The sequence below is a fragment of the Curtobacterium sp. Leaf183 genome, assembly GCF_001424385.1.
Taxonomy (GTDB): Bacteria; Actinomycetota; Actinomycetes; order Actinomycetales; family Microbacteriaceae; genus Curtobacterium.
The window spans coordinates 593,855-618,083 of record NZ_LMPO01000001.1 but is presented as its reverse complement, the minus strand read 5'-3'; the positions used below and the strand labels follow the sequence as shown (position 1 = coordinate 618,083).

Annotated in this window: 28 protein-coding genes; 15 read left to right on the top strand and 13 right to left on the bottom strand. The window is 72.2% G+C overall.

All coding sequences use genetic code 11. The features are described from left to right. Positions 1-107 precede the first annotated feature (107 nt). Genes ASG04_RS02885 through ASG04_RS02865 form a run of 5 tightly spaced genes read left to right on the top strand, consistent with a single transcriptional unit; the run spans position 108 to position 2,698 of the window. Positions 108-719: a hypothetical protein gene (locus ASG04_RS02885; protein ID WP_056119872.1), complete on the top strand. Its 612-nt coding sequence runs from the start codon at positions 108-110 to the stop codon at positions 717-719. Then, positions 719-946, top strand: a complete 228-nt coding sequence (locus tag ASG04_RS02880) for a helix-turn-helix domain-containing protein (protein WP_056119868.1) — start codon at positions 719-721, stop codon at positions 944-946. The genes ASG04_RS02885 and ASG04_RS02880 overlap by 1 nt, the downstream gene beginning before the upstream one ends. A gap of 9 nt (positions 947-955) precedes the next feature. Continuing rightward, positions 956-1,795, top strand: a complete 840-nt coding sequence (locus tag ASG04_RS02875; protein WP_082517748.1) for an alpha/beta fold hydrolase — start codon at positions 956-958, stop codon at positions 1,793-1,795. After that, positions 1,792-2,358 (top strand): VanZ family protein, encoded by a 567-nt coding sequence (locus ASG04_RS02870; protein WP_056119865.1) that lies wholly within the window; start codon positions 1,792-1,794, stop codon positions 2,356-2,358. The genes ASG04_RS02875 and ASG04_RS02870 overlap by 4 nt, the downstream gene beginning before the upstream one ends. Positions 2,359-2,365: 7 nt before the next feature. Further along, complete coding sequence (locus tag ASG04_RS02865) at positions 2,366-2,698, top strand: hypothetical protein (RefSeq protein WP_056119863.1); 333 nt, start codon at positions 2,366-2,368, stop codon at positions 2,696-2,698. Between the two features lie 4 nt (positions 2,699-2,702). Here ASG04_RS02865 and ASG04_RS02860 read toward each other — a convergent pair whose 3' ends face one another. From ASG04_RS02860 to ASG04_RS02840, 5 genes are all read right to left on the bottom strand, one after another. Continuing rightward, complete coding sequence (locus tag ASG04_RS02860; RefSeq protein WP_056119858.1) at positions 2,703-3,137, bottom strand: phage holin family protein; 435 nt, start codon at positions 3,135-3,137, stop codon at positions 2,703-2,705. Positions 3,138-3,278: 141 nt separating this feature from the next. Beyond that, positions 3,279-3,626 carry a YciI family protein gene (locus ASG04_RS02855; protein ID WP_082517747.1) on the bottom strand — a complete coding sequence of 116 codons (348 nt, stop codon included), beginning with the start codon at positions 3,624-3,626 and terminating at the stop codon, positions 3,279-3,281. Between the two features lie 175 nt (positions 3,627-3,801). After that, entirely contained in the window at positions 3,802-4,641 is an 840-nt protein-coding gene (locus ASG04_RS02850) for a hypothetical protein (protein WP_156463488.1), read from the bottom strand. Next, positions 4,631-5,170 (bottom strand): RNA polymerase sigma factor, encoded by a 540-nt coding sequence (locus tag ASG04_RS02845; RefSeq protein WP_056119852.1) that lies wholly within the window; start codon positions 5,168-5,170, stop codon positions 4,631-4,633. The genes ASG04_RS02850 and ASG04_RS02845 overlap by 11 nt, the downstream gene beginning before the upstream one ends. 88 nt (positions 5,171-5,258) lie before the next feature. Next, positions 5,259-5,741, bottom strand: a complete 483-nt coding sequence (locus tag ASG04_RS02840) for an ATP-dependent zinc protease (RefSeq protein WP_056119850.1) — start codon at positions 5,739-5,741, stop codon at positions 5,259-5,261. Between the two features lie 94 nt (positions 5,742-5,835). Here ASG04_RS02840 and rimK point away from each other — a divergent pair, with 94 nt between their 5' ends. After that, positions 5,836-7,026, top strand: a complete 1,191-nt coding sequence (rimK, locus tag ASG04_RS02835) for a 30S ribosomal protein S6--L-glutamate ligase (protein ID WP_056119847.1) — start codon at positions 5,836-5,838, stop codon at positions 7,024-7,026. A gap of 16 nt (positions 7,027-7,042) precedes the next feature. Here the strand turns inward: rimK and ASG04_RS02830 are convergent, their stop codons facing one another. Continuing rightward, positions 7,043-7,861: a hypothetical protein gene (locus tag ASG04_RS02830; RefSeq protein WP_156463487.1), complete on the bottom strand. Its 819-nt coding sequence runs from the start codon at positions 7,859-7,861 to the stop codon at positions 7,043-7,045. Next, positions 7,851-8,390 carry an RNA polymerase sigma factor gene (locus tag ASG04_RS02825; protein ID WP_056119841.1) on the bottom strand — a complete coding sequence of 180 codons (540 nt, stop codon included), beginning with the start codon at positions 8,388-8,390 and terminating at the stop codon, positions 7,851-7,853. Before ASG04_RS02825 ends, ASG04_RS02830 begins: the two co-directional genes overlap by 11 nt. A gap of 183 nt (positions 8,391-8,573) precedes the next feature. Here ASG04_RS02825 and ASG04_RS02820 point away from each other — a divergent pair, with 183 nt between their 5' ends. Both ASG04_RS02820 and pgi read left to right on the top strand, forming a co-directional pair. Continuing rightward, positions 8,574-9,566 (top strand): nitronate monooxygenase, encoded by a 993-nt coding sequence (locus tag ASG04_RS02820; protein ID WP_235515410.1) that lies wholly within the window; start codon positions 8,574-8,576, stop codon positions 9,564-9,566. A 182-nt stretch (positions 9,567-9,748) separates the two neighbouring features. Next, entirely contained in the window at positions 9,749-11,467 is a 1,719-nt protein-coding gene (gene pgi / locus ASG04_RS02815; RefSeq protein WP_056119835.1) for a glucose-6-phosphate isomerase, read from the top strand. A gap of 130 nt (positions 11,468-11,597) precedes the next feature. Here the strand turns inward: pgi and ASG04_RS02810 are convergent, their stop codons facing one another. Then, positions 11,598-12,503, bottom strand: coding sequence for a LysM domain-containing protein (locus tag ASG04_RS02810; RefSeq protein ID WP_156463486.1), 906 nt, complete (start codon positions 12,501-12,503; stop codon positions 11,598-11,600). Between the two features lie 181 nt (positions 12,504-12,684). Between ASG04_RS02810 and ASG04_RS02805 the strand changes: the two genes are divergently transcribed. From ASG04_RS02805 to ASG04_RS02790, 4 genes are read left to right on the top strand one after another with little or no spacing between them, the layout of a single operon-like run. Then, entirely contained in the window at positions 12,685-13,758 is a 1,074-nt protein-coding gene (locus ASG04_RS02805) for a 3-oxoacyl-ACP synthase III (RefSeq protein WP_056120283.1), read from the top strand. Positions 13,759-13,766: 8 nt separating this feature from the next. Next, on the top strand, positions 13,767-16,469 hold the full coding sequence (locus tag ASG04_RS02800) for an alpha/beta fold hydrolase (protein ID WP_056120279.1): 2,703 nt from the start codon (positions 13,767-13,769) through the stop codon (positions 16,467-16,469). A gap of 5 nt (positions 16,470-16,474) precedes the next feature. Beyond that, positions 16,475-17,443 (top strand): NAD-dependent epimerase/dehydratase family protein, encoded by a 969-nt coding sequence (locus tag ASG04_RS02795; protein ID WP_056120277.1) that lies wholly within the window; start codon positions 16,475-16,477, stop codon positions 17,441-17,443. A gap of 35 nt (positions 17,444-17,478) precedes the next feature. Then, positions 17,479-18,378 (top strand): NmrA family NAD(P)-binding protein, encoded by a 900-nt coding sequence (locus ASG04_RS02790; protein ID WP_056119832.1) that lies wholly within the window; start codon positions 17,479-17,481, stop codon positions 18,376-18,378. Between the two features lie 23 nt (positions 18,379-18,401). Here ASG04_RS02790 and ASG04_RS17760 read toward each other — a convergent pair whose 3' ends face one another. Beyond that, the gene (locus ASG04_RS17760) at positions 18,402-18,578 is read right to left on the bottom strand and encodes a hypothetical protein (protein WP_235515409.1); all 177 of its coding nucleotides are present in this window, start codon (positions 18,576-18,578) and stop codon (positions 18,402-18,404) included. On the opposite strand from ASG04_RS17760, the gene ASG04_RS02785 reads away from it, so the two are divergent. The 3 genes from ASG04_RS02785 to ASG04_RS02775 all read left to right on the top strand — a co-directional run bounded on the left by ASG04_RS02785 (position 18,577) and on the right by ASG04_RS02775 (position 21,252). Next, entirely contained in the window at positions 18,577-19,050 is a 474-nt protein-coding gene (locus tag ASG04_RS02785; RefSeq protein ID WP_056119829.1) for a hypothetical protein, read from the top strand. The two genes, ASG04_RS17760 and ASG04_RS02785, sit on opposite strands and share 2 nt — an antisense overlap. A gap of 183 nt (positions 19,051-19,233) precedes the next feature. Beyond that, a complete protein-coding gene (locus ASG04_RS02780; protein WP_056119826.1) occupies positions 19,234-20,691 on the top strand; it encodes a sugar porter family MFS transporter in 1,458 nt (485 codons plus the stop codon). Positions 20,692-20,787: 96 nt separating this feature from the next. Then, entirely contained in the window at positions 20,788-21,252 is a 465-nt protein-coding gene (locus tag ASG04_RS02775) for a MarR family winged helix-turn-helix transcriptional regulator (RefSeq protein WP_056119823.1), read from the top strand. Positions 21,253-21,480: 228 nt separating this feature from the next. Here ASG04_RS02775 and ASG04_RS02770 read toward each other — a convergent pair whose 3' ends face one another. From ASG04_RS02770 to ASG04_RS02755, 4 genes are all read right to left on the bottom strand, one after another. Next, the gene (locus ASG04_RS02770; protein WP_056120273.1) at positions 21,481-22,455 is read right to left on the bottom strand and encodes a zinc-binding dehydrogenase; all 975 of its coding nucleotides are present in this window, start codon (positions 22,453-22,455) and stop codon (positions 21,481-21,483) included. Between the two features lie 21 nt (positions 22,456-22,476). Beyond that, entirely contained in the window at positions 22,477-22,899 is a 423-nt protein-coding gene (locus ASG04_RS02765) for an organic hydroperoxide resistance protein (RefSeq protein WP_056119820.1), read from the bottom strand. A gap of 25 nt (positions 22,900-22,924) precedes the next feature. Then, positions 22,925-23,380 carry a MarR family winged helix-turn-helix transcriptional regulator gene (locus ASG04_RS02760; RefSeq protein ID WP_200938380.1) on the bottom strand — a complete coding sequence of 152 codons (456 nt, stop codon included), beginning with the start codon at positions 23,378-23,380 and terminating at the stop codon, positions 22,925-22,927. A gap of 77 nt (positions 23,381-23,457) precedes the next feature. After that, positions 23,458-24,210, bottom strand: a complete 753-nt coding sequence (locus tag ASG04_RS02755) for an alpha/beta fold hydrolase (RefSeq protein ID WP_056119817.1) — start codon at positions 24,208-24,210, stop codon at positions 23,458-23,460. Between the last annotated feature and the right edge of the window lie 19 nt (positions 24,211-24,229).

Here is a 24,229-nt window from a genome sequence, read left to right as displayed (position 1 = left end):
GGCTGGGACCACGCCCCTTGACACGCCGGCACATATCGATCATCGTTGTATCGACATTCGATGGTACCGATGATCGATGGTACCGCTGACGGACAGGAGAGGGACCGATGAGTACACCCGTCTACGACCCGCCCCGCGGCAGGAACTCCTACCTGGGCTACGTCGCCGCCTGCGTGATCGGCATCGGACTGCTGGTCTGGCGCTACGTCGCCGACCTGGCTCTGTCGATCCGCACCGGCACCGTCACCGTCCCGGTGCACGTCGACCCGACCAGCGCCGTCCCGCAGCCGCCCGGCGGGGCGACCGTGCGAGCCGACCAGCTCTCGCTGCTGGTCCGGACCGCCGACGTGCCGGCCGGCGCGATCGGGTACATCCGCGTCGGCGACGCCCTGGAACTCGTGTTCGTCGCGGCCCTGATCGGTCTCGTCGCCACCGTCGCGTGGCGGATCTCGCGAGGCGGCCTGTTCGACGCGTCCACCGCGAAGGTCCTCGACGTGCTGGCCGTCGCGGTGTTCGTCGCCGGGTTCGTGCCGGCGTTCGTCCGCCGGATGGGCTGGAACTGGGTGGTGTCCGGACTCGGCTGGGACGGCCGACTGCCCGACCCCGTGCTCGACCCGCCGTACGTGCCGGTCTACCTCGGGCTGCTGCTCGTGATCTGCTTCCGGTTCGCGCTGACCGCCTCGCAGCGGATGGTGCGCGACCAGGCCGGGCTGGTCTGATGCCGCCCGAGTCCGAGGAACCGCATGCGGTCGTCTGTCACCTCGACGACCTGCTCGCCGCGCGGGGGATGACCCTGACCGAGCTGGCGGACCGGGTTGGCGTCACCGTCGTCAACCTGTCCGTGCTGAAGAACAACCGCGCGCGGGCGATCCGGTTCTCCACGCTGACACGGCTGTGCGCGGTGCTCGGGTGTCAGCCGGGTGACGTGTTCTCCGTCCAGCGCTAGATTCGGCGCATGGACGCGGAGCAGCGCAGCATCACGGCCCCCGACGGCACCCCGATCGCCGTCACCCGACACCACGGCGGCGACCGCGCCGTGGTCTTCCTGCACGCGGGCGTCGCCGACCGGCGCGCCTGGGACACCGTCGCGACGGAGCTCGCCGACGACGGTCTCGACCTGGTCGCGTACGACCGTCGCGGCTACGGGGACACCCCGGCGGCCACCGACCCGTCGTCGTTCACCCACGTGGACGACCTGCTCGTGGTGCTCGACGACCTCGGGCTCGAGCGGGCGCTGCTGGTCGGCAACTCGATGGGCGGTGCGCTCGCCCTCGACGCGGCGCTGCTGCACCCCGAGCGGGTGTCCGGCGTCCTGCTCATCGGCGCAGGGGTGTCGGGCATGACCGACGAGGACACCCCCTTCGACTGGGAGCTCGACCCGGCCACCGAACCCCTGCTCGACCGCGCCGAGGACGCCGACGGCCCCGTGGACGACCGACTCGCCGCCCTCGCGCACCTGTGGCTCGACGGCCCCGTGGCTCCCGAGGGCAGGGTCGGCGGCGCGGCTCGGGACCTGTTCCTCGCGATGAACCGGCGCATCCTCGAGGTCGCCGCGCCGGACAGCGCCGGCGACGCCGGGGTGGGCGCGTGGACACGACTCGGCGACGTCGCCGTGCCGGTCCTGACCACCTGGGGCGACCTCGACATCCCGGCCGACCTGCCGTTCTACGAGGAGACCGCCCGGCGGCTCGGACAGGGACCCGCGCGCGTCCTGCCGGGTGTCGCGCACCTGCCCGGACTCGAGCAGCCGGCCGTCGTCGCTGACCTCGTCCGCGACGCGCTCCGAGCTCGGTGATCAGCACGCTGCTCGCCGAGCACCCGACCCTGGTCCGGGTGCTCTTCGCCGTGCTGGTGGTCCTCTGCGCGGCGCTCGGGTGGTGGCTGCACCGCCGTCAGGCCCGGGCGACGCTCACCGCGCTGACCGCGGTCGCTCTGCTCGGGGTCGCCGCGCTGACGTTCTCCCCGTCAGGAGATCCGGGCCCGGTGTCGTGCACCGTCCAGTTCTCGGTCCCCTTCGCAGGCCTCGACACCCTGGCGAACATCGCACTCCTGCTGCCGGCCGTGCTCTTCGCCGCGCTGTCGACCGGACGGCCGCTGCCGGTGTTCCTCGCCGGCACGGGCCTGTCCGCGCTCATCGAGACCGTGCAGATGCTGGTGCCGGACCTCGGTCGGGCCTGCGACACGAACGACTGGTGGACGAACACGATCGGTGCCGCGATCGGCGCACTGCTCTCTCTGGCCATCCTGGTGCTCGATCGCCGACGGCGTCGTATCCTGGACGAGGAAGCAACGGCGGTTCCGGCAGAGTCCCGCGCACAGGCCGACCACCCGGCGTCGAGACGTGGCACACCATCGTGAACGCAGCATGCCCGAACACATCATCGAGTACGTGGCCCGAGACCGAACGGGCATCACCGCCGTCATCACCGAGACCGGCGTCATCGACGTGGACACCGTGATCCGGAACATCCACTCCGGCCACTCCGGCTACTTCGTACGTGCCGGCGACTGGCGCCGCGCCCCCGTGCGCAGCCTGAGCGTGCTCGGCAGCGCCTACCTGTTCGCCAACTGGGACGGCTCGAAGCGGAACAACCTGCACGACGTCGCGTTCCCGGCACCCACCCGCAGCGTGCGCACGGTCCGACCGCGCGGGCGCTTCGGCTTCCTCAGCGCGTTGTTCGGCATCACCGCGCGCTGAGGCGTCAGCTCGCGGTGCCCTCGCCGTCCCGGTGCGTGACCCGGTCCTTCGCGGAACGCAGCGTGTCCTTCGGCACCGGGGGGATGCCCCGACGGATGCCGCGGATGCCCACCGCCAGCAGGATCGCGGTGATGACCGCGAACCCGGCGAACGTGATGCCCGCCGCGGCCCACACCGGCAGTGCCAGCGCCAGCAGCGTCACGACGAAGCCCGCCAGCAGGATCAGCGTCGTGAGCGCGAACGCCACGGCGACCCCCGTGAGCACCAGGCCGTTCTTGGCGCCGCTGGCGCGTTCGCTGACCTCTCGGCGCGCGGACGCCACCTCGTCGCGCACGGCACGCAGCACCGGCTCGAGGGCCTTCTGCACGAGCCCGGCGGTGACGGTGTCGCGGAACGAGGACTTCCCGGTCGGCTGGTCGTCGTGGTCGGTGTTCGTCATGGTGTCTCCTGTCGGGGGCGCGGACGGTGCGGGGGCGCGGACGGTGCGCCCACCAACGGGACGCACCTCGTTCGATGATCGTCACGCGGCAGCCCGCTGTGCCCGGGCTTCTCGCAGGTTGACGTCGCCTGGTGGAGACCCTCAGCCCTGCAGTGCGCGCAGCTCGATCGTCCGGTTGCACGCCACGGAGGCCTCGGTCGCGACGGCCCGCGCGGTCTCGACGTCCGGCAGGTCCAGCACCCAGAACCCCGCGATGTACTCGTCGCCGCCGAACAGCGACCCGTCGCTGACCGTGGGGGACTCGCCCCGCGCATCGACCACGACCGCGTCCTGTGGTGCGGTCAGGCCGCCGGCGAACAGGATGTGCCCGTCCGCCTGCAGGCGCTCGTTGAGCGCTCCGACCGCCTCGTACTCGGCCGCGGTCGCGGAGTCGGTCCGGCCGGCGGCCGCGGCCTGGCCGGTGTCGATGACGTTGACGAGGAACTGCACGGCGCACCATCTCCCTGGGTCTGGTGCGCCTCATCCTGCGCGCGCCCGGCGCTGGTGTCCAGACCCACCGGACGGGAGGCGCGGTGCGGGCCCGCACCGCGCCTCCCGTCCCGACCTGCTCGCGTGCACCGCCCGCCCCCCAGAGCCGGTCGGGTCACGCGAGCGCGTCGCGGCGTCAGTCGCAGGAGATCCCGGACAACCGTCCGATGTCCACCGAGACCACGTGGATGCCGTCCTCGTCCAGCCCGAACCAGACGGGGCCGGTGCCCGTGTCGGCCTTCCACGCCGTGAAGGCGTTCGGGGCGGTCGGCGGATCGACGTACCTGCTGCGCTCCGGGTCCTCGGCCGCGGCGGGGTACGCGGCGCGGAGTTCGGCCAGCGTCGAGCCGATCCCGATGCCCGACGAGGTCGTCGGACCGATCGTCCCGTACGCGCCGGCCCCGGATGACACCCAGGCGGAGACTCCGATGACGCTCCCGCTCTCGGACCAGACGATCAGGGTCGGCTGAGCATCCCGCACCCAGTAGCTCCCGAACTCGGGGCCGCAGACGTCGTCGGCGCCGTCGTGCAGGTACGCGGGTGTGAGGTCGTCGGTCTCGGCTGCCGTTGCTCCCCCGATCGCGACCGGGCCGAACTCGTCACCGGAGACAGTCCACGAGGACGGATCGGCGAGGTCGAACGGCGGTCGGGTCGGGGTCGGCGTCGACGTCGACGTCGGTGTGCTGCTCGGCTCCTCGACGACGGGCGCCGACGAGGGTGTCGGCGTCACGGTCGGCGACTGCTTGTTCGGAGCGGGCGCCGGCGCCGCCGCGAACGGCTGCGGGATCATGCCGAGGGCGACACCGCCGCTGGCGGCGCCGATGCCCAGGACGGCGATCACGCCGATGACGATCCCGGCACGACGTCCGCGTCGCCTGGGCGCGGGGCGCTGCTGGTCGGCGCGCGTCAGGACTTCGCGCTTCATCGAGACGAGCATCTGCTGCAGGTCGTCTCCGGTGGGAGGTTCAGTGTTCATCGTGCGTCACCGCCTTCTTGAGTCGCGCGCGGGACCGTGAGACCCGCTGGGTGACCGCGCCGACGCTCAGCCCGAGCATCGTGGCGGCTTCGGAGTAGGAGTGCCCCTCGAGGAGGCAGAGTTCGCAGATCCGGCGGTCGACCGGCGGCAGCGCCGCGATCTCGTCGCGGACCCAGCGCAGCCGTTCTCGGGCGTCGTCGGCGTCGGTCGGCGCCGCGAGCTCGGCCGGGAGTTCGTCGCCGGCGTTCTTCTGGATGCGCCGTGCCTGGTTGCGGGCGTGGTTACGGCACACCACCAGCAGCCACGGCAGCAGGGTGCCGGTGGGCAGGTCGATGTCCGCGGCCTTCTGCCAGAGCGTCAGGAAGGTGTCCTGCACCAGCTCCTCGACGTCCTGCCGGCTGCCGGCCAGTGCCCACGCGTACCGGGTCAGTGTCGGCGCGAACCGGTCGAACGCCTCGGCCAGCGCTCCGGTGTCGTGTCGTGCCATGCGCCGCGCGAGTGCGGCGTCGGCATCGTCGGTCTCGTTCACGGTGCCCCCTCTCACCCCAGAAGTGTCGAGGGATGCCCGGACCTGACACGTCGTGACCGATCCGTGACCAACGGGTGTCGTCGAGTGGTCAGATCCGGCCCCGGTTGCGGCGTCGGATCTCCTTCGGCGCGCGACCGGCCTGGAACGACCGGGCCGGGTCGACGACGAAGCCCTGGCGCAGGGCCTCGCGCCCGACGAGCATCCGGAAGCCCATCTGGTCGCGGTTGCTCAGCGTCACCTCGGCCTGCACCGTGCGGCCCGCCAGCTCGATGGCCGTCAGCACGACGATGCGCTCCTGGGTGTGCCCGGACGAGCTCCGGACGACGCGGCGGTCGTGCACGGCGCACTCGACGGTCGTCGGGTCGGCGTCGGACTCCTGCCACGGGTGGACCGAGAAGCGCACGCGGTCACCGGGCAGTTCCTCGAGGTCGAACGCGTGCAGCGCGGAGGTGCGGGCACCGGTGTCGAGCTTGACCTTGATCCACGGGATGTCGAGGTCCGGCAGCCCGGCCCACTCGCGCCACCCGGCGACGATCGGGGTGCGCGTGGGGCGCTTCGGACCGTCGGGCATGTGCCCATCCTGGCAGGACGGCGCGCACGGTGCGTCATCCTTCTGCCAGCATGGAGCGTCGCCGTCGCCAGCCCTCGATCAGCGGAGCCTCCCGATGAAACTCGCCATCCTGTCGCGTGCCCCGCAGGCGTACTCGACCGAGCGGCTCCGCACCGCCGCGCTCGACCGCGGGCACGAGGTCAAGGTCCTCAACACGCTGCGCTTCGCGATCGACCTGACGGGCGACGCCCCCGACCTGCAGTACCGCGGCAAGCTCATCTCCGACTACGACGCGGTCCTGCCCCGGATCGGCAACTCGATCACCTACTACGGCACCGCCGTCGTGCGGCAGTTCGAGCAGATGGACGTCTACACGCCGAACACCGCGAACGGGATCACGAACTCCCGCGACAAGCTCCGCGCCAACCAGATCCTGTCCCGCCACGACATCGGGATGCCCGCGACGACGTTCGTCGCCGGGCGCGGGGACGTCCGCGGGGCGATCGAGCGCGTCGGTGGGGCGCCCGTCGTCATCAAGCTGCTCGAGGGCACCCAGGGCATCGGCGTCATCCTGGCGCCCGAGGCCAAGGTCGCCGAGTCCATCGTCGAGACCCTGCACTCCACGAAGCAGAACGTGCTGATCCAGAGCTTCATCTCGGAGAGCCGCGGTAAGGACATCCGCGCGCTCGTCGTCGGCGACCGGGTCGTGGCGGCGATGCGACGCAGTGCCTCGGGCGACGAGTTCCGGTCGAACGTGCACCGTGGCGGGACCGTCGAGGCCGTCACGCTCACGCCCGAGTACGAAGAGGCAGCGGTGCGGTCGGCGCAGATCATGGGGCTGCGCGTCGCCGGCGTCGACATGCTCGAGGGCAACGACGGTCCGCTCGTGATGGAGGTCAACTCGTCGCCGGGGCTCGAGGGCATCGAGCGTGCGACCGGGCTCGACATCGCCGGGGCCGTCATCGACTTCATCGCCAACCAGGTCGCCTTCCCCGAGATCGACGTCCGCCAGCGCCTGTCGGTGTCGACGGGCTACGGGGTCGCCGAGCTCCTGGTGCACACGAACGCCGACCTGGTGGGCAAGACGATCAAGGAGTCCGGCCTCTGGGACCGGGACATCACCGTCCTCACGCTGCACCGTGGCTCGAGCGTCATCCCGAACCCGCGCAGCGGCGTCGCCCTCGAGCCGGGCGACCGGCTGCTGTGCTTCGGCAAGCTCGAGGAGATGCGCTCGATGATCCCCGAGCGCCGCAAGCGCCGCGCCAAGCTCCGGAAGCTGCCGAAGGAGCACCTGCCCGAGGGGTGAGCGCTCCCCGGCCCGGTCACCCGCAGAACTCGTACGGGGGCTTCTCGGTCGAGCCGACCCACACCGTTCCGACTCGCGCACCGTCGCCGTCGAGCTCGAACGTGATGAAGCGGCCGCCTCGCTCGATGCTCCACAGGGCGAACGCGCCGTCGGTGCCGTAGGCCCCGGCGTCGTGCAGGTCCGGGTAGAGCGCCTTGAGCTGCTCGACGGTCGATCCCAGACCAGCATCCTCGGCCGTCGTGGGTGCCCTGCCGGACGTGGTGTCGGACGGCGCGTTCAGACCGACCTGAACCCCGTCGACCTTCCCGTCCACGCGGGTCACCACGAGCCGGGGAGCGTCGCCCCGAGTGAAGAACGCGACATCGGGGTTCGGGCAGTTCGCAGCGGAGTCGAGCGTGTACGTCGGCTGGAGGTCGTCGGTCTCGGCTGCGAAGTCCCCGCCCAGGGCGATCGGCCCGACCTCGCTCCCCGACATCGTCCACGTCGACGGGTCGTCCAACGCGTAGGGCCTCCGGGTCGATGTCGGGGTGGGTGTGACAGTGGGTCGTTCGATCACCGGAGCGGAGGACTCGGTGGGGGTCTCGGAGGGCTCGATGGTCGTGGGGCTCGGCGCCGGCGCCGGTGCTGCGGCGAACGGCTGCGGGATCATCCCCAGGGCGACGCCGCCACTGGTGGCGCCGAGGCCGAGGAGCGCGATGACGCCGATGATGATCCCGGCGCGACGGCCGCGTCGGCGGGGTGCCGGCGTTCGGTCGCCGGCGCGGTCGAGCACGCTCTGTTTCATCGTGACGAGCATGCGCTGCAGGTCGTCTCCGGTGGGGGGTTCAGTGTTCATCGTTGGTCACCGCCTTCTTCAGTCGGGCGCGAGATCGGGAGACGCGTTGTGTGACGGCGCCGACGCTCAGACCGAGCATTGAGGCCGCTTCCGCGTACGAGTGCCCGTCGAGCAGGCAGAGTTCGCAGATGCGCCGGTCCAGCGGGGCAAGTGCTGCGATCTCGTCGCGGACCCAGCGCAGGCGTTCGCGGGCGTCGTCGGTGTCGGTCCGCGCCGGCAGCTCCGGCGGCAGCTCGTCGCCGGCGTTCTTCGCCACCCGTCGTGCCTGGTTGCGAGCGTGGTTGCGGCACACGACCAGCAACCACGGCAGCAACGCGCTCGTCGCCAGGTCGATCGTCGCAGCCTTCTGCCAGAGCGTCAGGAACGTGTCCTGCACGAGTTCCTCCACGTCCTGGCGGCTCGCAGCCTGTGCCCACGCGTAGCGCGTCAAGGTCGGCGCGAACCGGTCGAACGCGTCGGCCAGTGCCGCGCGGTCCCCCTCCGCGAGCCGACGTGTCAGTGCGCCGTCCGCCTCGGTGTCCTCATCCACGATTGCCCCCTCTCACCTCAGAAGTGTCGGGGGCGACGCGATCCTGACAGGCGGTGTGCAGCCGCGGCGTGTCGTGGCGAGGCGCCGCCGTCGCGCCGAGACGCCGCCGTGTCCGGCGGCGTCTCGCGTCGAATGCGGCGTCTCGTGAGTTCGTCGGGGCCCCGGGCGGTGCAGGATCGAGGGGTGAACCAACTCCCCGAGGTCCTCCGGTCCCCGCTGCACGTCGCACCGATGGCAGGCGGGCCGTCGACCCCGGCGCTCGTCATCGCCGCAGCCCGGTCCGCCCAGTTCGCGTCGCTCGCCGCCGGGTACCGCACGACCGAGGAGCTCGCGTCGGAGATCGCCGAGGTCCGTACCCGCACGGACCGCTTCGGCGTCAACCTCTTCGCACCGAACCCGGTCCCGATCAGCGACGTGGACTACGACCGCTACCGCGCTTCCCTCGGGCTCCCGGACCTGCCGGACAAGCGCGAGGACGACGACGGCTGGGCCGAGAAGCTCGCGCTGCTGCTCGACGACCCGGTGTCGGTCGTGTCCTTCACGTTCGGGCTGCCCGCCGCGCAGACCGTCGCGGACCTGCGCCGTCGCGGCACGGTGACGGTGCAGACCGTGACGAACCCGGTCGACGCCCGGGCCGCGGCCGAGCGGGGGATCGACGTCCTGGTCGTGCAGGGCGAGGCCGCCGGCGGTCACTCGGCGGTCCTCGACCCGGAGCAGTCGCCGGTCTGGCAGCCCCTGCCCGACCTGGTGCGCGCGGTCCTGGCCCAGGTCGACGTGCCCGTGGTCGCCGCGGGTGGCATCGGGAGCGCGGACGACGTCGAGGCCGTCCGGCTCGCGGGCGCCGCCGCTGCGATGGTCGGCACGCTCGTGCTGCGGACGGACGAAGCGGGCACCGGGACGACGCACCGTGGGGCCCTCGTCGACCCGGTCTTCGACCGCACTGCGCTCACGCGTGCCTTCACCGGACGACCGGCACGGGCGCTGGTGAACCGCTTCGTCCGCGAGCACGAGGACGCGCCGCTCGGTTACCCGGCGCTGCACCACCTGACCCGACCGATCCGCCGGGCGGCTGCGGCGGACGGCGACCCGCACGCGCTGCACCTGTGGGCCGGCCGGTCCTGGCGGGCCGCGGCGGACGGCCCCCTGGCCGACACCCTGGAGGCCCTGCTCACCTGAGGCGCGCCGGTCACGGCACCGTGCCTCCAGAGCAGCCTCCGGGCGGCCCTCCGGACGGTTCTCCACAGGTCCCGTCCGCTGTGCGCGCGCTCCCTCGGAGCGCACTACGCTCGGATGCGGCCCGCGTCGCAGCGTTGCGGAGGTCTGCGGACCAGTCAGCCCCATGCGCTCAGGAGGAATCCGTGACCGAATCCGCACCCGTCGACCCCACGACGACCGCAGCCTGGAAGACCCTCGCCGGCATCGCCGACGGTTTCTCCCCGGACCTGCGTGGATGGTTCGACAGCGACCCCGGCCGCGCCGAGCAGTACACGTTCCAGGCCGGTGACCTGACCGTCGACCTGTCGAAGGGCCTCGTCACGAAGGAGATCCTCGACGCGCTGCTGCAGCTCGCCCAGGACGCCGGCGTCGCCGAGCGCTACCAGGCGATGATCGCCGGCGAGCACATCAACGCCACCGAGGACCGCGCCGTCCTGCACACCGCGCTGCGTCGTCCGGCACAGGGCGAGCTCGTGCCAGCCAAGGGCTTCGTCGTCGACGGCCAGGACGTCGACGCCGACGTGCACGCCACGCTCGACAAGGTCTACGCCTTCGCGGACAAGGTCCGTTCGGGCGAGTGGAAGGGCGTCACCGGCAAGCGCATCGAGACCGTCGTCAACATCGGCATCGGCGGCTCCGACCTCGGTCCGGTCATGGTCTACGAAGCCCTCAAGCCCTACGTCCAGGCCGGCATCGAAGCCCGCTTCGTGTCGAACATCGACCCGTCGGACATCTACGAGAAGACCGCGGACCTCGACCCCGAGACCACGCTGTTCATCGTGGCGTCGAAGACCTTCGGCACGCTCGAGACCCTGACGAACGCCCGTCTGGCGCGCCAGTGGCTCTGGGAGCGCCTGTCGCTCACCGACGCCGCTGACGAGGCCAAGAACGACGCCGTCGCCAAGCACTTCGTCGCCGTCTCGACCGCCCTCGACAAGGTCGCCGCGTTCGGCATCGACCCCGAGAACGCCTTCGGCTTCTGGGACTGGGTGGGCGGTCGCTACTCGGTCGACTCGGCCATCGGCACGAGCGTCGTCATCGCGATCGGGCCGGACAACTGGAAGCAGTTCCTGGCCGGCTTCCACACCATCGACGAGCACATGCGCACCACCCCGCTCGAGCAGAACGTGCCCGTGCTGATGGGTCTGCTCAACATCTGGTACTCGAACTTCCTCGGCGCGCAGAGCCACGCGGTCCTGCCGTACACGCAGTACCTGCACCGCTTCGCCGCGTACCTGCAGCAGCTCACTATGGAGTCGAACGGCAAGCGCGTCCGCTGGGACGGCTCGCCCGTCACGACCGACACCGGCGAGGTCTTCTGGGGCGAGCCCGGCACGAACGGTCAGCACGCGTTCTACCAGCTCATCCACCAGGGCACGCGCCTGATCCCCGCCGACTTCATCACGGTCGCCAACCCGGCCCGTCCGCTCAAGGACGAGACCGGCGACGGCAAGGCGGTCGAGCCCGGGCAGGACGTCCACAACCTGTTCCTGGCGAACTTCTTCGCACAGACCAAGGCGCTGGCGTTCGGCAAGACCGCTGACGAGGTCCGCGCCGAGGGCACCACGGACGAAGCGATCGTCGCGGCGCGCACCTTCACGGGCAACAAGCCGTCGACGTCGATCCTCGCGCCCGAGCTCAGCCCGAGCGTCGTCGGACAGCTCATCGCGCTGTACGAGCACATCGTCTTCACCGAGGGCACGATCTGGGGCATCGACTCGTTCGACCAGTGGGGCGTGGAGCTCGGCAAGCAGCTCGCGCTGCAGATCGCTCCCGCGGTCGACGGTGACCAGTCCGTGCTCGAGTCGCAGGACTCGTCCACCAAGGCGCTCATCGCGAAGTACCTCGAGCTGCGGAAGTAGCGCCCGGTACAGCACTGCAGAACGGACACGGCACCGCGGATCCCCGTGGTGCCGTGTCCGTTTCGTGGTTCCGTGGTTCCGCGCGGGCCCGCCCGCGCCCGACGACGCCGCTCGTCGACGCCGCGCCCGCTCAGCGCCGGATCGGGTCCAGGTTGAGCGTGGTGCCCTCGTACAGGTACTGCTGCTGTCCGTACACGCGCAGGTCGTGGTTCAGCCAGATGACCGCCTCGACCGAGATCCCGAAGCGCGCGGCGACGTCGCCGATCAGGTCGTCCGGCGCGATCTCGTAGGACGTCGGTGCACCCGAGGACGACGTCGCGGTGACGGCACCGGACGCTCCGGAGCGGGCGCCACCGTCGACCGGGTGCACGTTCGTCGTCCGTGCCGGCACCGACCACCGCACACTGCTGACCGCGAGCACCTTCCCCGGGCCGATCTCGACCGGGATCGACGGGTCGCTCGTGGCGTCCGAGTACGTCACGATCGAGCCGAGCCAGGACGGGTCGTACGACGAGCCCGTCAGCGGGGTCGAGGCCGCGGCTGCCGGCGCCGAGGTCGGTCCGCCCAGCAGGTGGTCGCCGACGCCGTGGTAGGTGATGCCGTCACCGACCGCGGGTGCGGTGTCGACGAGCATCACGCCCACGGGGACCGGCAGCGTCGACGTGAAGCCCGAGTACTCGATCGCGTAGGACTCGCCTGCGGCCACGACGCGGTAGTGGAAGTGGACGCTGCCCTTCGGCGAGGTCACGTCGGCCTCGGCCAGCACGGTGCCGTCGGGGATCGTCGAGATGGTGGGTGCCGGCATCGACGCCTGGGTGGGCTCGGCCGTCGGTGGACGGGGCGAGGCGGACTCGCGCAGCCGTTCGGCCTCGCTGTCGGCGTCCGACGTCGCGGTGTCGGTCGGGGAGGGCGTCACCGTCGCCGAGGACGACCGTGACGGCGCCGGCACGCCGCCGGACTCACCACGGAGCAACGAACACCCCGACAGCCCCACTGCTGCCACGACGACCAGTCCGATCGCGAGTCCTCTGTGCACGATGCCCCCTCGGATCGGCAGCGTAACGGACGGATCGTCGGTTCCGGAACGGTGTGATCGGACTGTGTCCAACGGCCCACAAGGGTGCGGGACGCTCCGTCGAGCACCGTCGCGGAGCGTCGCACAGCGCATCCGGATCGCGCATCCAGGCCGGATGCGGAAGTATGTATCGGTGACGATCATGACGGAACGGCCGGTCGACCAGGCGACGAGCAGCGAAATCGAGCGCCCGGGCAACGCGACGGCCAAGCACGACAACGTCGCCCTGCTCTCGGTCGCGACCACCGTGGCCGAGCGTGTGACGACCTCTGCGGACATCGAGGAGAAGCTGCGTGGCGTCCTGCGCCGCCTGCGTCTGCCGATGGGTCTGCTCGAGCGCGTGGCCGGTGTCAAGGAGCGTCGCAACTGGGGCGAGGGGCAGTCCTTCCAGGACGCCGCGATCGACGCGGGACGCCGTGCGATGGCTGAAGCGGGCATCCGCCCCGAGGACGTCGGCCTGCTCATCAACACGTCCGTCACGCGTCCGCACCTCGAGCCCTCGGTGGCCGTCCGACTGCACCACGGGCTCGGCCTGCCGTCGTCCGCCATCAACTTCGACATCGCGAACGCGTGCCTGGGGTTCGTCAACGCGATGAGCGTCGCCGCCGGCATGATCGACTCCGGGCAGATCAAGTACGCGCTCGTGGTCGACGGCGAGGACGCCGACCAGGTGCAGCTCAACACGATCGAGCGGCTGAACCAGGGCGGCCGCAACCGCAAGGACTTCATGAGCGAGTTCGCGAGCCTGACGCTCGGTTCCGGTGCGGCCGCAGCCGTGCTCGGCCCGGCGGATATGCACCCGGGCGGGCACCGCATCGTCGGTGGCGTCACCCGCGCGGCCACCCAGTGGTACGACCTGTGCGTCGGCAGCGTGGACGGCATGTTCACGGACGCCAAGATGCTGCTCAAGGGCGGCATGGAACTCGTCGTCGCCGCCTGGAACGAAGCGCGCTCGCACTTCGACTGGGCGGACATGGACCGCTACGTCCTGCACCAGGTCTCCGACGTGCACACGAACGCCTTCGTCGAGGCGATCGGCGTGCCGCGCGACAAGGTCCCCACCACGTACGAGCGCTTCGGCAACGTGGGCCCGGCGTCCATTCCGATCACCCTGGCCGACGAGGCCGCCGCCGGCCGGATCCGCCCGGGGGACCGCGTCTTCCTGGGCGGCGTGGGCTCTGGCATCAACACGGCGATGATGGAACTGCGCTGGTGACCTCCGGGCTGCCCCGCGTGGCTGCGAGCACCGCTCCGGCCACGCTGCCGCCCTCGCTGCCCGGACTCGACCCCGCGTGGTCGCGTCTGGTCACGGTGCCAGCAGACCGCTCGGTCCGTCCGGGAGGCTCGGATCACTCCGAGCGCACCTGGCACCTCCTCGACACGGCCGGGTCCCTGGCCGACCTCGGCGTGGAACCGGTCGGCACCCTGCTGTGCGTGCACGGCAACCCGACGTGGTCGTACCTGTGGCGCTCGGTGCTCCGCACGTCGCTTGCGGTGGCTGCCGCCGGTGGACCCGCCTGGCGCGTGGTCGCCGTCGACCAGCTCGACATGGGCTTCTCGGAGCGCACCGGGGTCACGCGCGGGCTGCCGCAGCGGGTCGCCGACCTCGGCGCGCTGACCGACGAGCTCGGCCTGGCCGGACCCGTCGTCACCCTCGGCCACGACTGGGGCGGCGTCGTGTCGCTCGGCTGGGCCGTCGACCACCCCGACCTGGTCGTGGGCGTCGCGACGTGCAACACCGCCGTGCACCAGCCCGTCGACGCCCCGATCCCGGCCCCGCTCCGGCTCGCGCTCCGTCCCCAGCTGCTCGGCCGCGCGACCGTCGTCACGCCGGCGTTCCTCGAGACGACCCTGGCGATCGCGCATCCGAAGCTCGACCGCCTCGTTGCCGACGCCTTCCGTGCGCCGTACCGCGGCGCTGCCCGTCGCGGTGGCATCGGCGGCTTCGTGGCGGACATCCCCGTCGACGCCCGGCACGACAGCGCCCCCGAACTCGCCCGGATCTCGTCGGGTGTCGCTGCGCTCGACGTCCCCGCCTTGCTGCTCTGGGGCCCGCGTGACCCGGTGTTCCTCGAGCGCTACCTGGACGACCTGGCCGAGCGCCTGCCGCACGCGGACGTCCACCGCTTCGAGGGCGCCGGGCACCTGCTGCCCGAGGACGCCGACGTCGCCGGGACGGTCCTCGACTGGCTGGGCGACCGCCTGCCGGACGGCCATGCGCCTGCCGGAGCCGAGGGGGGCCTCCCGTCCGCCGGTGACACCGCACCGGACGTGAGCCGCCCGCTCTGGGCCGCTCTCGACGACCTGCGCGACTCCGACGAACCGGCCCTGGTCGAGATGGCCGCCCCCGGAGGCACCCGCACGATCACCTGGCGGCTGCTCGCCCGACGGGTCGACGAGGTCGCCGCCGGACTCGTCGACATCGGCGTCCACCCCGGTGACCGGGTCTCGCTGCTCGTGACGCCCGGTGCCGACCTGACCGCGGCGCTGTACGCCAGCATCCGGGTCGGCGCGACCGTCGTGGTGGCGGATGCCGGTCTGGGGCTTCGCGGACTCACGCGCGCCGTGAAGGGCGCCCGTCCGGACTGGGTGATCGGCGCACTGCCCGGGCTCGCTGCGGCCCGTGCCCTGGGGTGGCCCGGGCGACGCATCGCGACGCTCGCGCTGCCGGCTCCGGCCCGTGCGGCGCTCCGGGTCGAGCACACGCTCGCTTCGGTCGCGCGTCGTGGTGCCCGTCGTCTCGCGGCCGGTGCCGCCCTGCCCGATGCGCCGGCGCCGACGACCCCCGCTGCCGTGCTGTTCACCAGCGGGTCGACCGGTCCAGCCAAGGGTGTCGTGTACACGCACGGCCAGCTCGGCGCCGTCCGCGACGTGCTCGCAGCGCAGTACGGCATCGGTGTGGGCACCGGACTGGTCGCGGGGTTCGCCCCGTTCGCGCTGCTCGGGCCCGCGCTCGGCGCACGGTCGGTGGCTCCGGACATGGACGTCACGGCACCGCGGACGCTGACGGCGCGTGCGGTCGCCGCGTCGGTGTCCGCCGCTGACGCCACGGTGGTGTTCCTGTCACCCGCGGCGCTCGCGAACGTCGTCGCGACCGCTCCGGCGCTGACGGGCGCCGACCGGGCCGCCCTGGCTCGTGTTCGGCTGTTCCTGTCGGCCGGTGCCCCGGTCTCGGCGACGCTGCTGGCCGCCGCGACCGAGCTCATGCCGAACGCGTCGGCACACACGCCCTACGGCATGACCGAGGGGCTGCTCATGACCGACGTCGACCTCGACGCCGTGCGCGCGGCAGCCTCGACGGTGTCGGGCGTCGGCGGGGTCTGCGTCGGCCGACCCGCACGCGGCGTCGACGTCCGCATCGCGCCGCTCTCCGCGTCGGGGGTGCCGGCCGACACCCTGACCACGGCCCCCGACGTCACCGGCGAGATCGTCGTCGCCGCACCGCATGTGCGCGAGGGCTACGACCGGCTCTGGCGGACGAACCGGGCGTCCCGCCGGGGACTCACCGACCCGCGAGGCCACCGCACCGGTGACGTCGGGCACCTGGACGCCGACGGGCAGCTCTGGGTCGAGGGACGGTTGCAGCATGTGGTCACCACGCCCGCGGGTGTCCTCACCCCGGTGGGTCCGGAGCAGCGCGTCGAGCAGGTCACCGGTGTCGGCCGGGTCGGGGTCGCCGGGATCGGTCCCGCCGGCACGCAGCAGGTCGTCGCGGTCGTCGAGACCGTGCCGCCGGCCCGTCGTCCGGCCCTCGCTCCCGCCGCCCTCGCCGCCGCCGTCCGTGCCGCCGCCGGGGTCCCCGTCGCGGCGGTGCTCGTCGTCCCGGTGCTGCCGACCGACATCCGCCACAACTCGAAGGTCGACCGGGCACGGTTGTCCCGGTGGTCGGCGACCGTGCTCGGCGGAGGACGGATGACCCGCCCGTGAGCGGGCTGCGGGTGCTCGTCACGGGCGCCAGCGGGTTCCTCGGGCGGGCCGTCGCGGCCGCCGTGCGGGACGCCGGGCACGAGGTCCGGACCTTCCAGCGACGGCCCTCCGGCGTCCCCGGGGTCACCGACGTGCTCGGCACCATGACCGACGCCGGTGCCGTGGTCCGCGCGGTCGACGGGGTCGACGCCGTCGTGCACCTGGCCGCGAAGGTCTCGCTCGCGGGGGACCCGGCGGACTTCCGGCGCGTGAACGTCGACGGCACACGGACGCTGCTCGCCGCGGCGCGGTCGGCGGGTGCGTCGCGGTTCGTGTTCGTCTCGTCGCCGTCGGTCGCCCACACCGGGTCCTCGATCGCGGGAGCAGCGGCCACGCCTGCCGACCCGACACACGCCCGCGGGGACTACGCCCGCACCAAGGCCGAGGCCGAGCTGCTGGCGCTGGCTGCCGACGCGCCGGGGTTCGCGGTCGTCGCGGTCCGGCCGCACCTGGTCTGGGGCCCTGGCGACACGCAGCTGATCGGGCGGATCGTCGACCGGGCCCGTCGCGGTCGGCTGCCCCTGCTCGACTCCGGCGCCGCCCTGATCGACTCCTGCTACGTCGACAACGCCGCCTCAGCCATGGTCGCCGCGCTCGACCGGGCCGCCGACGACCGGGTGCACGGGCAGGCGTACGTCGTCACCAACGGCGAACCGCGTCCCGTCGGCGACCTGCTCGACGGCATCTGTCGGGCGTCTGGTGTCCCGTCGCCACGGTTGCACGTCCCGGCCGCGGTCGCCCGCGCCGCGGGTTCGCTCGTCGAGGCCGTGTGGCGCGTGCGCCCGGGCGTCGACGAGCCCCCGATGACACGGTTCCTCGCCGAGCAGCTGTCGACGTCGCACTGGTTCGACCAGCGCCGGACACGTGCCGACCTCGGGTGGCAGCCGTCCGTGTCGATCGACGAGGGCCTGCGCCGCCTGGCCGCGGCGCGCTGAGACCGGTCGGCCCCGTCGCCCGTACTGTCGAGGACATGACCACCACCGTCCTCGTCGCCGGCGCCACCGGTGACCTCGGGAGCCGCATCGTCCACGCCTTGCTCGACCACGACGACGTGCACGTCCGCGCGCTCAGCCGGGGGAGCGGCACCGCCGTCGACGGCGTCGAGACCGTGACCGCCGCCTACGACGACCCCGCAGCCCTCGGCCGGGCGATGCAGGGCGTCGACGTCGTCGTCTCGGCGATCAGCGGCACGCGTTCGGTGATCGTCGACGCGCAGCGGGCCCTGCTCGCGGCCGCGGTCGCCGCGGGGGTCCAGCGGTTCATCCCGTCCGACTACGCCGCGGACTACCGGTCGGTCACGCCGGGGACGAACCGCAACTTCGAGCTGCGCCGGGAGTTCGCGGCGGACCTCGACGCGGCACCGGTGCGTGCGACGTCGGTGCTCAACGGTGCCTTCGCGGACATGCTGACCGGGCAGGCACCGCTGGTCCTGTTCGACCGCCGACGCGTGCTGTTCTGGTCGTCGGCGGACCAGGTGCTCGACTTCACGACGAAGGACGACGTGGCGTGGGTGACGGCGCAGGTCGCCCTCGATGCCGATGCCCCCAGGGTCGTCGAGGTCGCGGGGGACCGGGTCACCTTGCGCAGCCTCGCGGACCTGATGTCCCGGCTGACGGGGACGCCCTTCCGGCTGCAGTGGGCGGGGACCGCTGGGACGCTCTCCGCGATGGCCCGGGTCGGCCGGCGCCTGTCGAAGCCGACGGACGAGCCCTTCCCCGCGTGGCAGGGGATGCAGTACTTCGTGAGCATGTTCAGCGGTGAGGCCGAGCTGCACCACGTCGACGACGACCGGTACGGGCCGCACACGTGGACGAGCGTCGAGGACGTGCTCGCCGCCCACCTCGGGGTCGAGCCGGCCGCCGCACGCTGACCCGGCGAGACGCCGTGGTGTCCCTACGACGCCGCCGTGCTGCCGAGACGCTGCCGCGCTGCCGAGACGCCGCGCTGCAGGACGGCGTCTCGGCAGGCACGCGGCGTCTCGGCGGCCCCGCGGCCCCGCAGGCCCGCGGCGACGTGCACGCACGACGAGCACACCGCCCACGTCGGCAGTCGGCGGTACCGTCGGTGCATGGACAGGTCCGAGATCCTCGCTGCCGCCGCGGCCGCCCACGCCGCCCGCATCGCCGCTGCCGGCGGTGACGACACCGCTGCCCGCGACCGCGCCGACGCCGCCGCGTCCGCTCCGCAGGACCACAGCCGCGTCGACGAAGCAGCACGCGCGGCCGACCGCACCGAGGGCGCGATGGCGTCCGACTGGCACCGGATGGGCACCAAGCGGGGGGTCACCCCGGACGAGCAGGTCCGGGCCGCGTGGTCCGTGGCGGGCGTCCCCGACCCCGGCGCCGGTCGGGCCCTGGCGAACGTCGTGCTCTCGACCGCCAGCCACGCGGGCCGGGTCGCCGACGCGGCACGGCGCAACCGCAACCTCAGCGGCGCCGCCAGCACGGCCGCGCGCCGGACGGTCCGTCGGTACACCGACCACGGTGCCGACATGACGCGCCTCGGTGACGTCCTCGGTGACCAGCCCGGACAGCCGGAGTAGACCGACCACTCCCGAGCTCCCGAGCGTCCCAACGCAGCACGATGGAGCGCTCCCGCGCTGATCGGGGCTTTCTTGGACCGGTCCATCGCATCTGACGTGAGAATGACCGGTTGACAGGACAAAGTTCCGGACTACCATCGGCAGCACGCACCGACGCGAGAACGACGACGAAGGAGTCACCGCATGGTCGACATCAAGCCGGCATCGCCGAGCACGACGCTCCCCCCGGTCGGGACCGGACCCCACCGCCGCCGTCTCGGCGTGCTCGCCCTCGTCGCCACGTTCGGCGGGCTCCTGTTCGGCTACGACACGGGCGTGATCAACGGCGCCCTCCTGCCGATGAAGCAGGAACTCGGGCTGACGAACCTGACCGAGGGCATCGTCACGAGCTCGCTGCTCTTCGGCGCGGCGATCGGAGCCATGCTCGGTGGCCGCATCGCCGACGGGTGGGGCCGCCGCAAGACGATCATCGCGCTCGCCGTGACCTTCTTCCTCGGCACGCTCATCTGCGTCTTCTCGCCGACGTTCGGCGTGATCGTCGTCGGTCGCGTGCTGCTCGGGCTGGCGGTGGGCGGTGCCTCGACGGTGGTCCCCGTCTTCCTGGCCGAACTCGCGCCGTACGAGATCCGCGGGTCGCTGTCCGGTCGCAACGAGCTGATGATCGTCATCGGTCAGCTCGCCGCCTTCCTCGTCAACGCCGCCATCGGCAACCTGTGGGGCGAGGGCAACGGCGTCTGGCGGATCATGCTCGCCGTGTGCGCGCTTCCCGCCATCGCCCTGTTCGTCGGCATGCTCCGGGTGCCGGAGTCGCCGCGCTGGCTGGCGTCGAAGGGCCGCAATGACGAGGCGCTCGAAGTCCTGCGCCAGATCCGGACGGACGAGCGTGCGGTCGCCGAGCTCGACGACATCAAGCGCACCAACGCCTTCGAGGCGAACGTCCAGCGCGAGAGCGGCTGGCGCGTCCTGCTCGGCAACAAGTGGCTCATCCGGATCGTGCTCATCGGTGCGGGCCTGGGTGTGGCGCAGCAGCTCACGGGCATCAACTCGATCATGTACTACGGCCAGACCGTCCTGATCGAGTCCGGCTTCCAGGCGTCGGCGGCACTCATCGCCAACATCGCACCCGGCGTGATCGCGGTCGTCGGTGGCGTCATCGCCCTCGCCAACATGGAGCGGATCAACCGCCGGACGACGCTCATCATCGGGTTCACGCTCACGACGATCTGCCACTTCCTGATCGGCATCGCGTCGGTCGCGCTGCCCGACGGCAACCCGGCCCGTCCGTGGGTGATCCTGTTCCTGGTCGTCGCGTTCGTCGGGTCGATGCAGACCTTCCTCAACATCGCCGTCTGGGTGGTGCTCTCCGAGATCTTCCCGACGCAGATCCGTGCGCTCGGCATGGGCATCGCGGTGTTCTGCCTGTGGATCGCGAATGCCTTCCTGGGGCTGTACTTCCCGACGATCGTCGCTGCGACCGGCATCACCGGGACGTTCTTCGGCTTCGGCATCGTCGGGCTGCTCGCCCTGTTCTTCATCTGGAAGTTCGTCCCGGAGAGCCGCGGCCGCACGCTGGAGCAGGTGGAAGAGGGCGTCACCACCGGCAACATCTTCACGGTCGACAAGCACGGTCGTCGCGCCTGACGGCGGTGACCGTGGGTCGCCTCGCGACCTGGTGACGAACGGGAGGCCCGGTGCCAGCTGGCACCGGGCCTGCTGTCCGTCAGACAGGATGGAGGCATGACTGACTCCGCCCCCGAGGGGACCGACGAGCTGCTCGCCGCATCGCGGGGCCTGCTCGGTGTCGTCGCCCGGTCGCTCGCCCCCGCGCTCGAGGACGTCACGGTCCCGCAGTTCCGGCTCATCGTCCTGGTCGTGACCCTGGGCCCGACGCGGTCGGGTGACCTGGCCGAGCGCCTGGCCGTCGGACCCTCGACGCTCACCCGCAACGTCGACCGGCTCGTGTCAGGCGGCTGGGTCGAGCGCCGGCCGAGCGAGGAGAGCCGTCGCGAGGTCCTCATCGCGGCCACCGACCGCGGACGCGTCCTGGTCGACGAGGTCACCGCACGGCGACGGCAGGAGCTCGCGGCCGTGCTCGGACGCGTGCCGGCCGACGAGCGCCCGGCGGCCGTCGCGGGGATGGCGGCGCTGCGGCGTGCGATGAACGAGCCCCTGCCCGAGGAGATCTCGGCGTTCGGCGGCTGACGACGCTGGTCGTGTCGGTTGCATGGTCGAGTGCGTTGCTGGAGGACGTCGTCCCCGAGGTGGTGGGTGCCACCGAGACCAGCGGCCTCCCCGTCGTCGACGGGTCCGGCCGACCGGTCGGTTGGCTCGGCCCGGCCGACGCACTGCGTGCCCTGGTGCCGTCCACGACGGAGACGGGAGGCCCGTGGCGGATCCGCCACGGGCCTCCCGTCCTGTGCACTGGTCGCGCTACGGGCGCAGGAGCACCTTGCCGACGCGTCCGGCGGTGTCGCTGGCGCGAGCTGCGGCGCGGGCGTCCTCGAAGACGAAGGTCTCCGACACGGGGAGCGTCAGCGACCCGTCGAGCACGCGCGAGATGAGCTCACCGAACAGCTGGCCCTTGAGGTCGGCGGACATCGTCCGGCTGACGACGGCGCCCCAGAAGCCCTTGACCGTCAGCTGGCCGAAGATGACCTTGCCGGACGGGATCTCGAGCGTGGGGGACGCCATCGCGCCGAACACGACGAGCGTGGCGTCCTCGCCCAGGACCGAGGCGATGTCGCCGGCCGCCTTGCCACCGACGGACTCGACGCCCGCGGTGATCGGCGCGCCACCGGTGATCGCGGTGACCTGGTCCTGCCAGTCGGGTGCGTCGGTGGCGACGATGCGCTCGATGCCCTGGGCGCGGAGTTCCTCGACGCCCTCGGCGCGGCGGACGAGACCGACGACGTTGATGCCGCGGGCCTTGCCGAGCTGCGCGACCATGCGGCCGACGGCGCCGTTCGCGGCGTTCTGGATGATCCAGTCGCCCTCGTGCAGGTCGAGCGAGTGCAGCAGGCTGATGGCGCTGAACGGCATCGACACGAGCTGCGCGGCGGACTCGTCGGGCATCGCGTCGGGGACCGGCACGAGACCGGCGGCATCGGCGACGTAGTACTCGGCCCAGACGCCGAACGTGCCGCCGGCGACGCGCTGGCCGACCTGCAGGCGGTCGACACCGTCGCCGAGGGCCTCGACGACGCCGAGCGCCTCGGTGCCGCTGGCGGCGGGCAGCTCCGGCCTGAAGCCGTAGGTGCCGCGGATGGTCCACAGGTCGTGGTTGTGGATGGGGGACAGTACCGTGCGGACGAGCACCTGCCCGGGGCCCGGTGTGGGGACCGGGCGCTGCTCGACGGTCAGGACGTCGGCGGGCTCGCCGAACTCGGGGTGGACGACGGCGCGCATGGTGGTGGGGGTGCTCATGGACTAGTCCTCCGAGACGGTGATCGTGACGTCGATGTTGCCGCGCGTCGCGTTCGAGTACGGGCACACCTGGTGGGCGGCGTCCGCGAGGGCCTGGGCCTGGTCGTGCTCCATGCCGGGGATGACGACCTCGAGCATGACGGCGAGCTGGAAGCCGCCCTGGCCGTTCGGGCCGATCTGCACGCGACCGCCCACGGACGAGTCGGTGACCTTGACCTTCTGCGCGCGGGCGACGCCCTGCAGTGCGGAGTGGAAGCACGCGGCGTAGCCGGCGGCGAAGAGCTGCTCGGGGTTGGCACCGTTGCCGGAGCCGCCCATGTCCTTCGGGATCGCCATGTCGAGGTCGACGCGACCGTCGCTGGTGGCGACGTGGCCGTTCCGGCCCTCGCCGGTGGACAGGGCTTCTGCGGTGTAGAGGACGTCCATGCGGAGGTTCCTTTCCTTCGTGGGGTCAGTGGCCCGCCGGCGCCGGGGTGGGCGCAGCGGCGGCGTGCATCGTCTCGGTGAGGCGCTGCAGGGTACGGATGAGCTCGGCTGCCGCGTCGGCGTCGGGGAGGCCCGTACCGGCGGCGATGCGACCCGGGATGTCGGCGAGCTCGGCGCGCAGGGACCGGCCCCGCTCGCCGGTGGTCACGGTGACGACACGCTCGTCGGTGCTGCGGCGCTCGCGGTGCACCAGGTCGGCCTGCTCCATGCGGCGGAGCAGCGGCGACAGGGTGCCGGAGTCGAGCTGCAGGTGGTCGCCGAGGCTGGAGACGGTCTGGTCGCCCTCGACCCACAGGGTCACGAGGACCAGGTACTGCGGGTAGGTCAGCCCCCAGGGTTCGAGCATCGTGCGGTACGCCTGGGTCGTGGCCCGGGTCGCCGCGTAGAGGGAGAAGCACACCATCTCGTCGGTCACCGGCATGGACAAAGCATTGCACGCAACCGAGTTGTGCACAACCTGGGTGCGCGACCACCGATGACCCCGCGCGCGATCGGCGGTCAGCTGGACGCTCGGGCGATCGTCTCCTCGATCAGTCCCGCGCAGACGGCGGCCTCGTCCTCGACGAGCATGTGGCCGACCCCGGGCACGATCGCCAGCCGGGAACCGGGGATCCCCCGGTGGATCGCACCGGTGTGCTCGGGCCGGATGACGTCGCGCTCGCCGGCGGCGACGAGCACCGGCGCCGTGATCCGACCCAGGTCCGCCGTGGTCATCTGCGGCTCCGTCAGCCAGAGCCGGATCGTCTTCGCGGCCACCGTGCGGAAGTACCCGCGCTCGTGCGGCGCCACCCGTGCCCAGTGGTCGCCGACGGCCGCGTCCAGCTCGTCGACGCTCACGGACCCCGCCTCGTACCCGGACGGGTCGAGGTTGCCCGAGAACGACGTCACCGTCGCGACGAGCGCCGGGTGCTCGATCGCCAGCAGGAGCGCCAGGTCCGCCCCGTCGCTGTGGCCCACCAGGTGCACCGGACCGCCGATCCGCTCGGTGATGACCGCGACGCCCTCGTCGACCATCGCGGCGAAGCCGAAGGGCTCGTCCGTGTCCCGTGTCCGCCCGTGCCCGCGGCGGTCGTACGTCCAGAGCTCGAGCGTGTCGGGCAGTGCCGCGAGCATGCCGTCGAACACCCGGCTGTCCGAGACACCGCCGTGCAGCAGCACGACGCGCGGGGCATCGGGCACGGTCGCCGGGCGGCGGCGGAACCAGACGGGCACGCCGTCGACGTCGTGGGTGCCCGTGGTGGAGTCGACCATCCCGCAAGCCTAGGAGTCG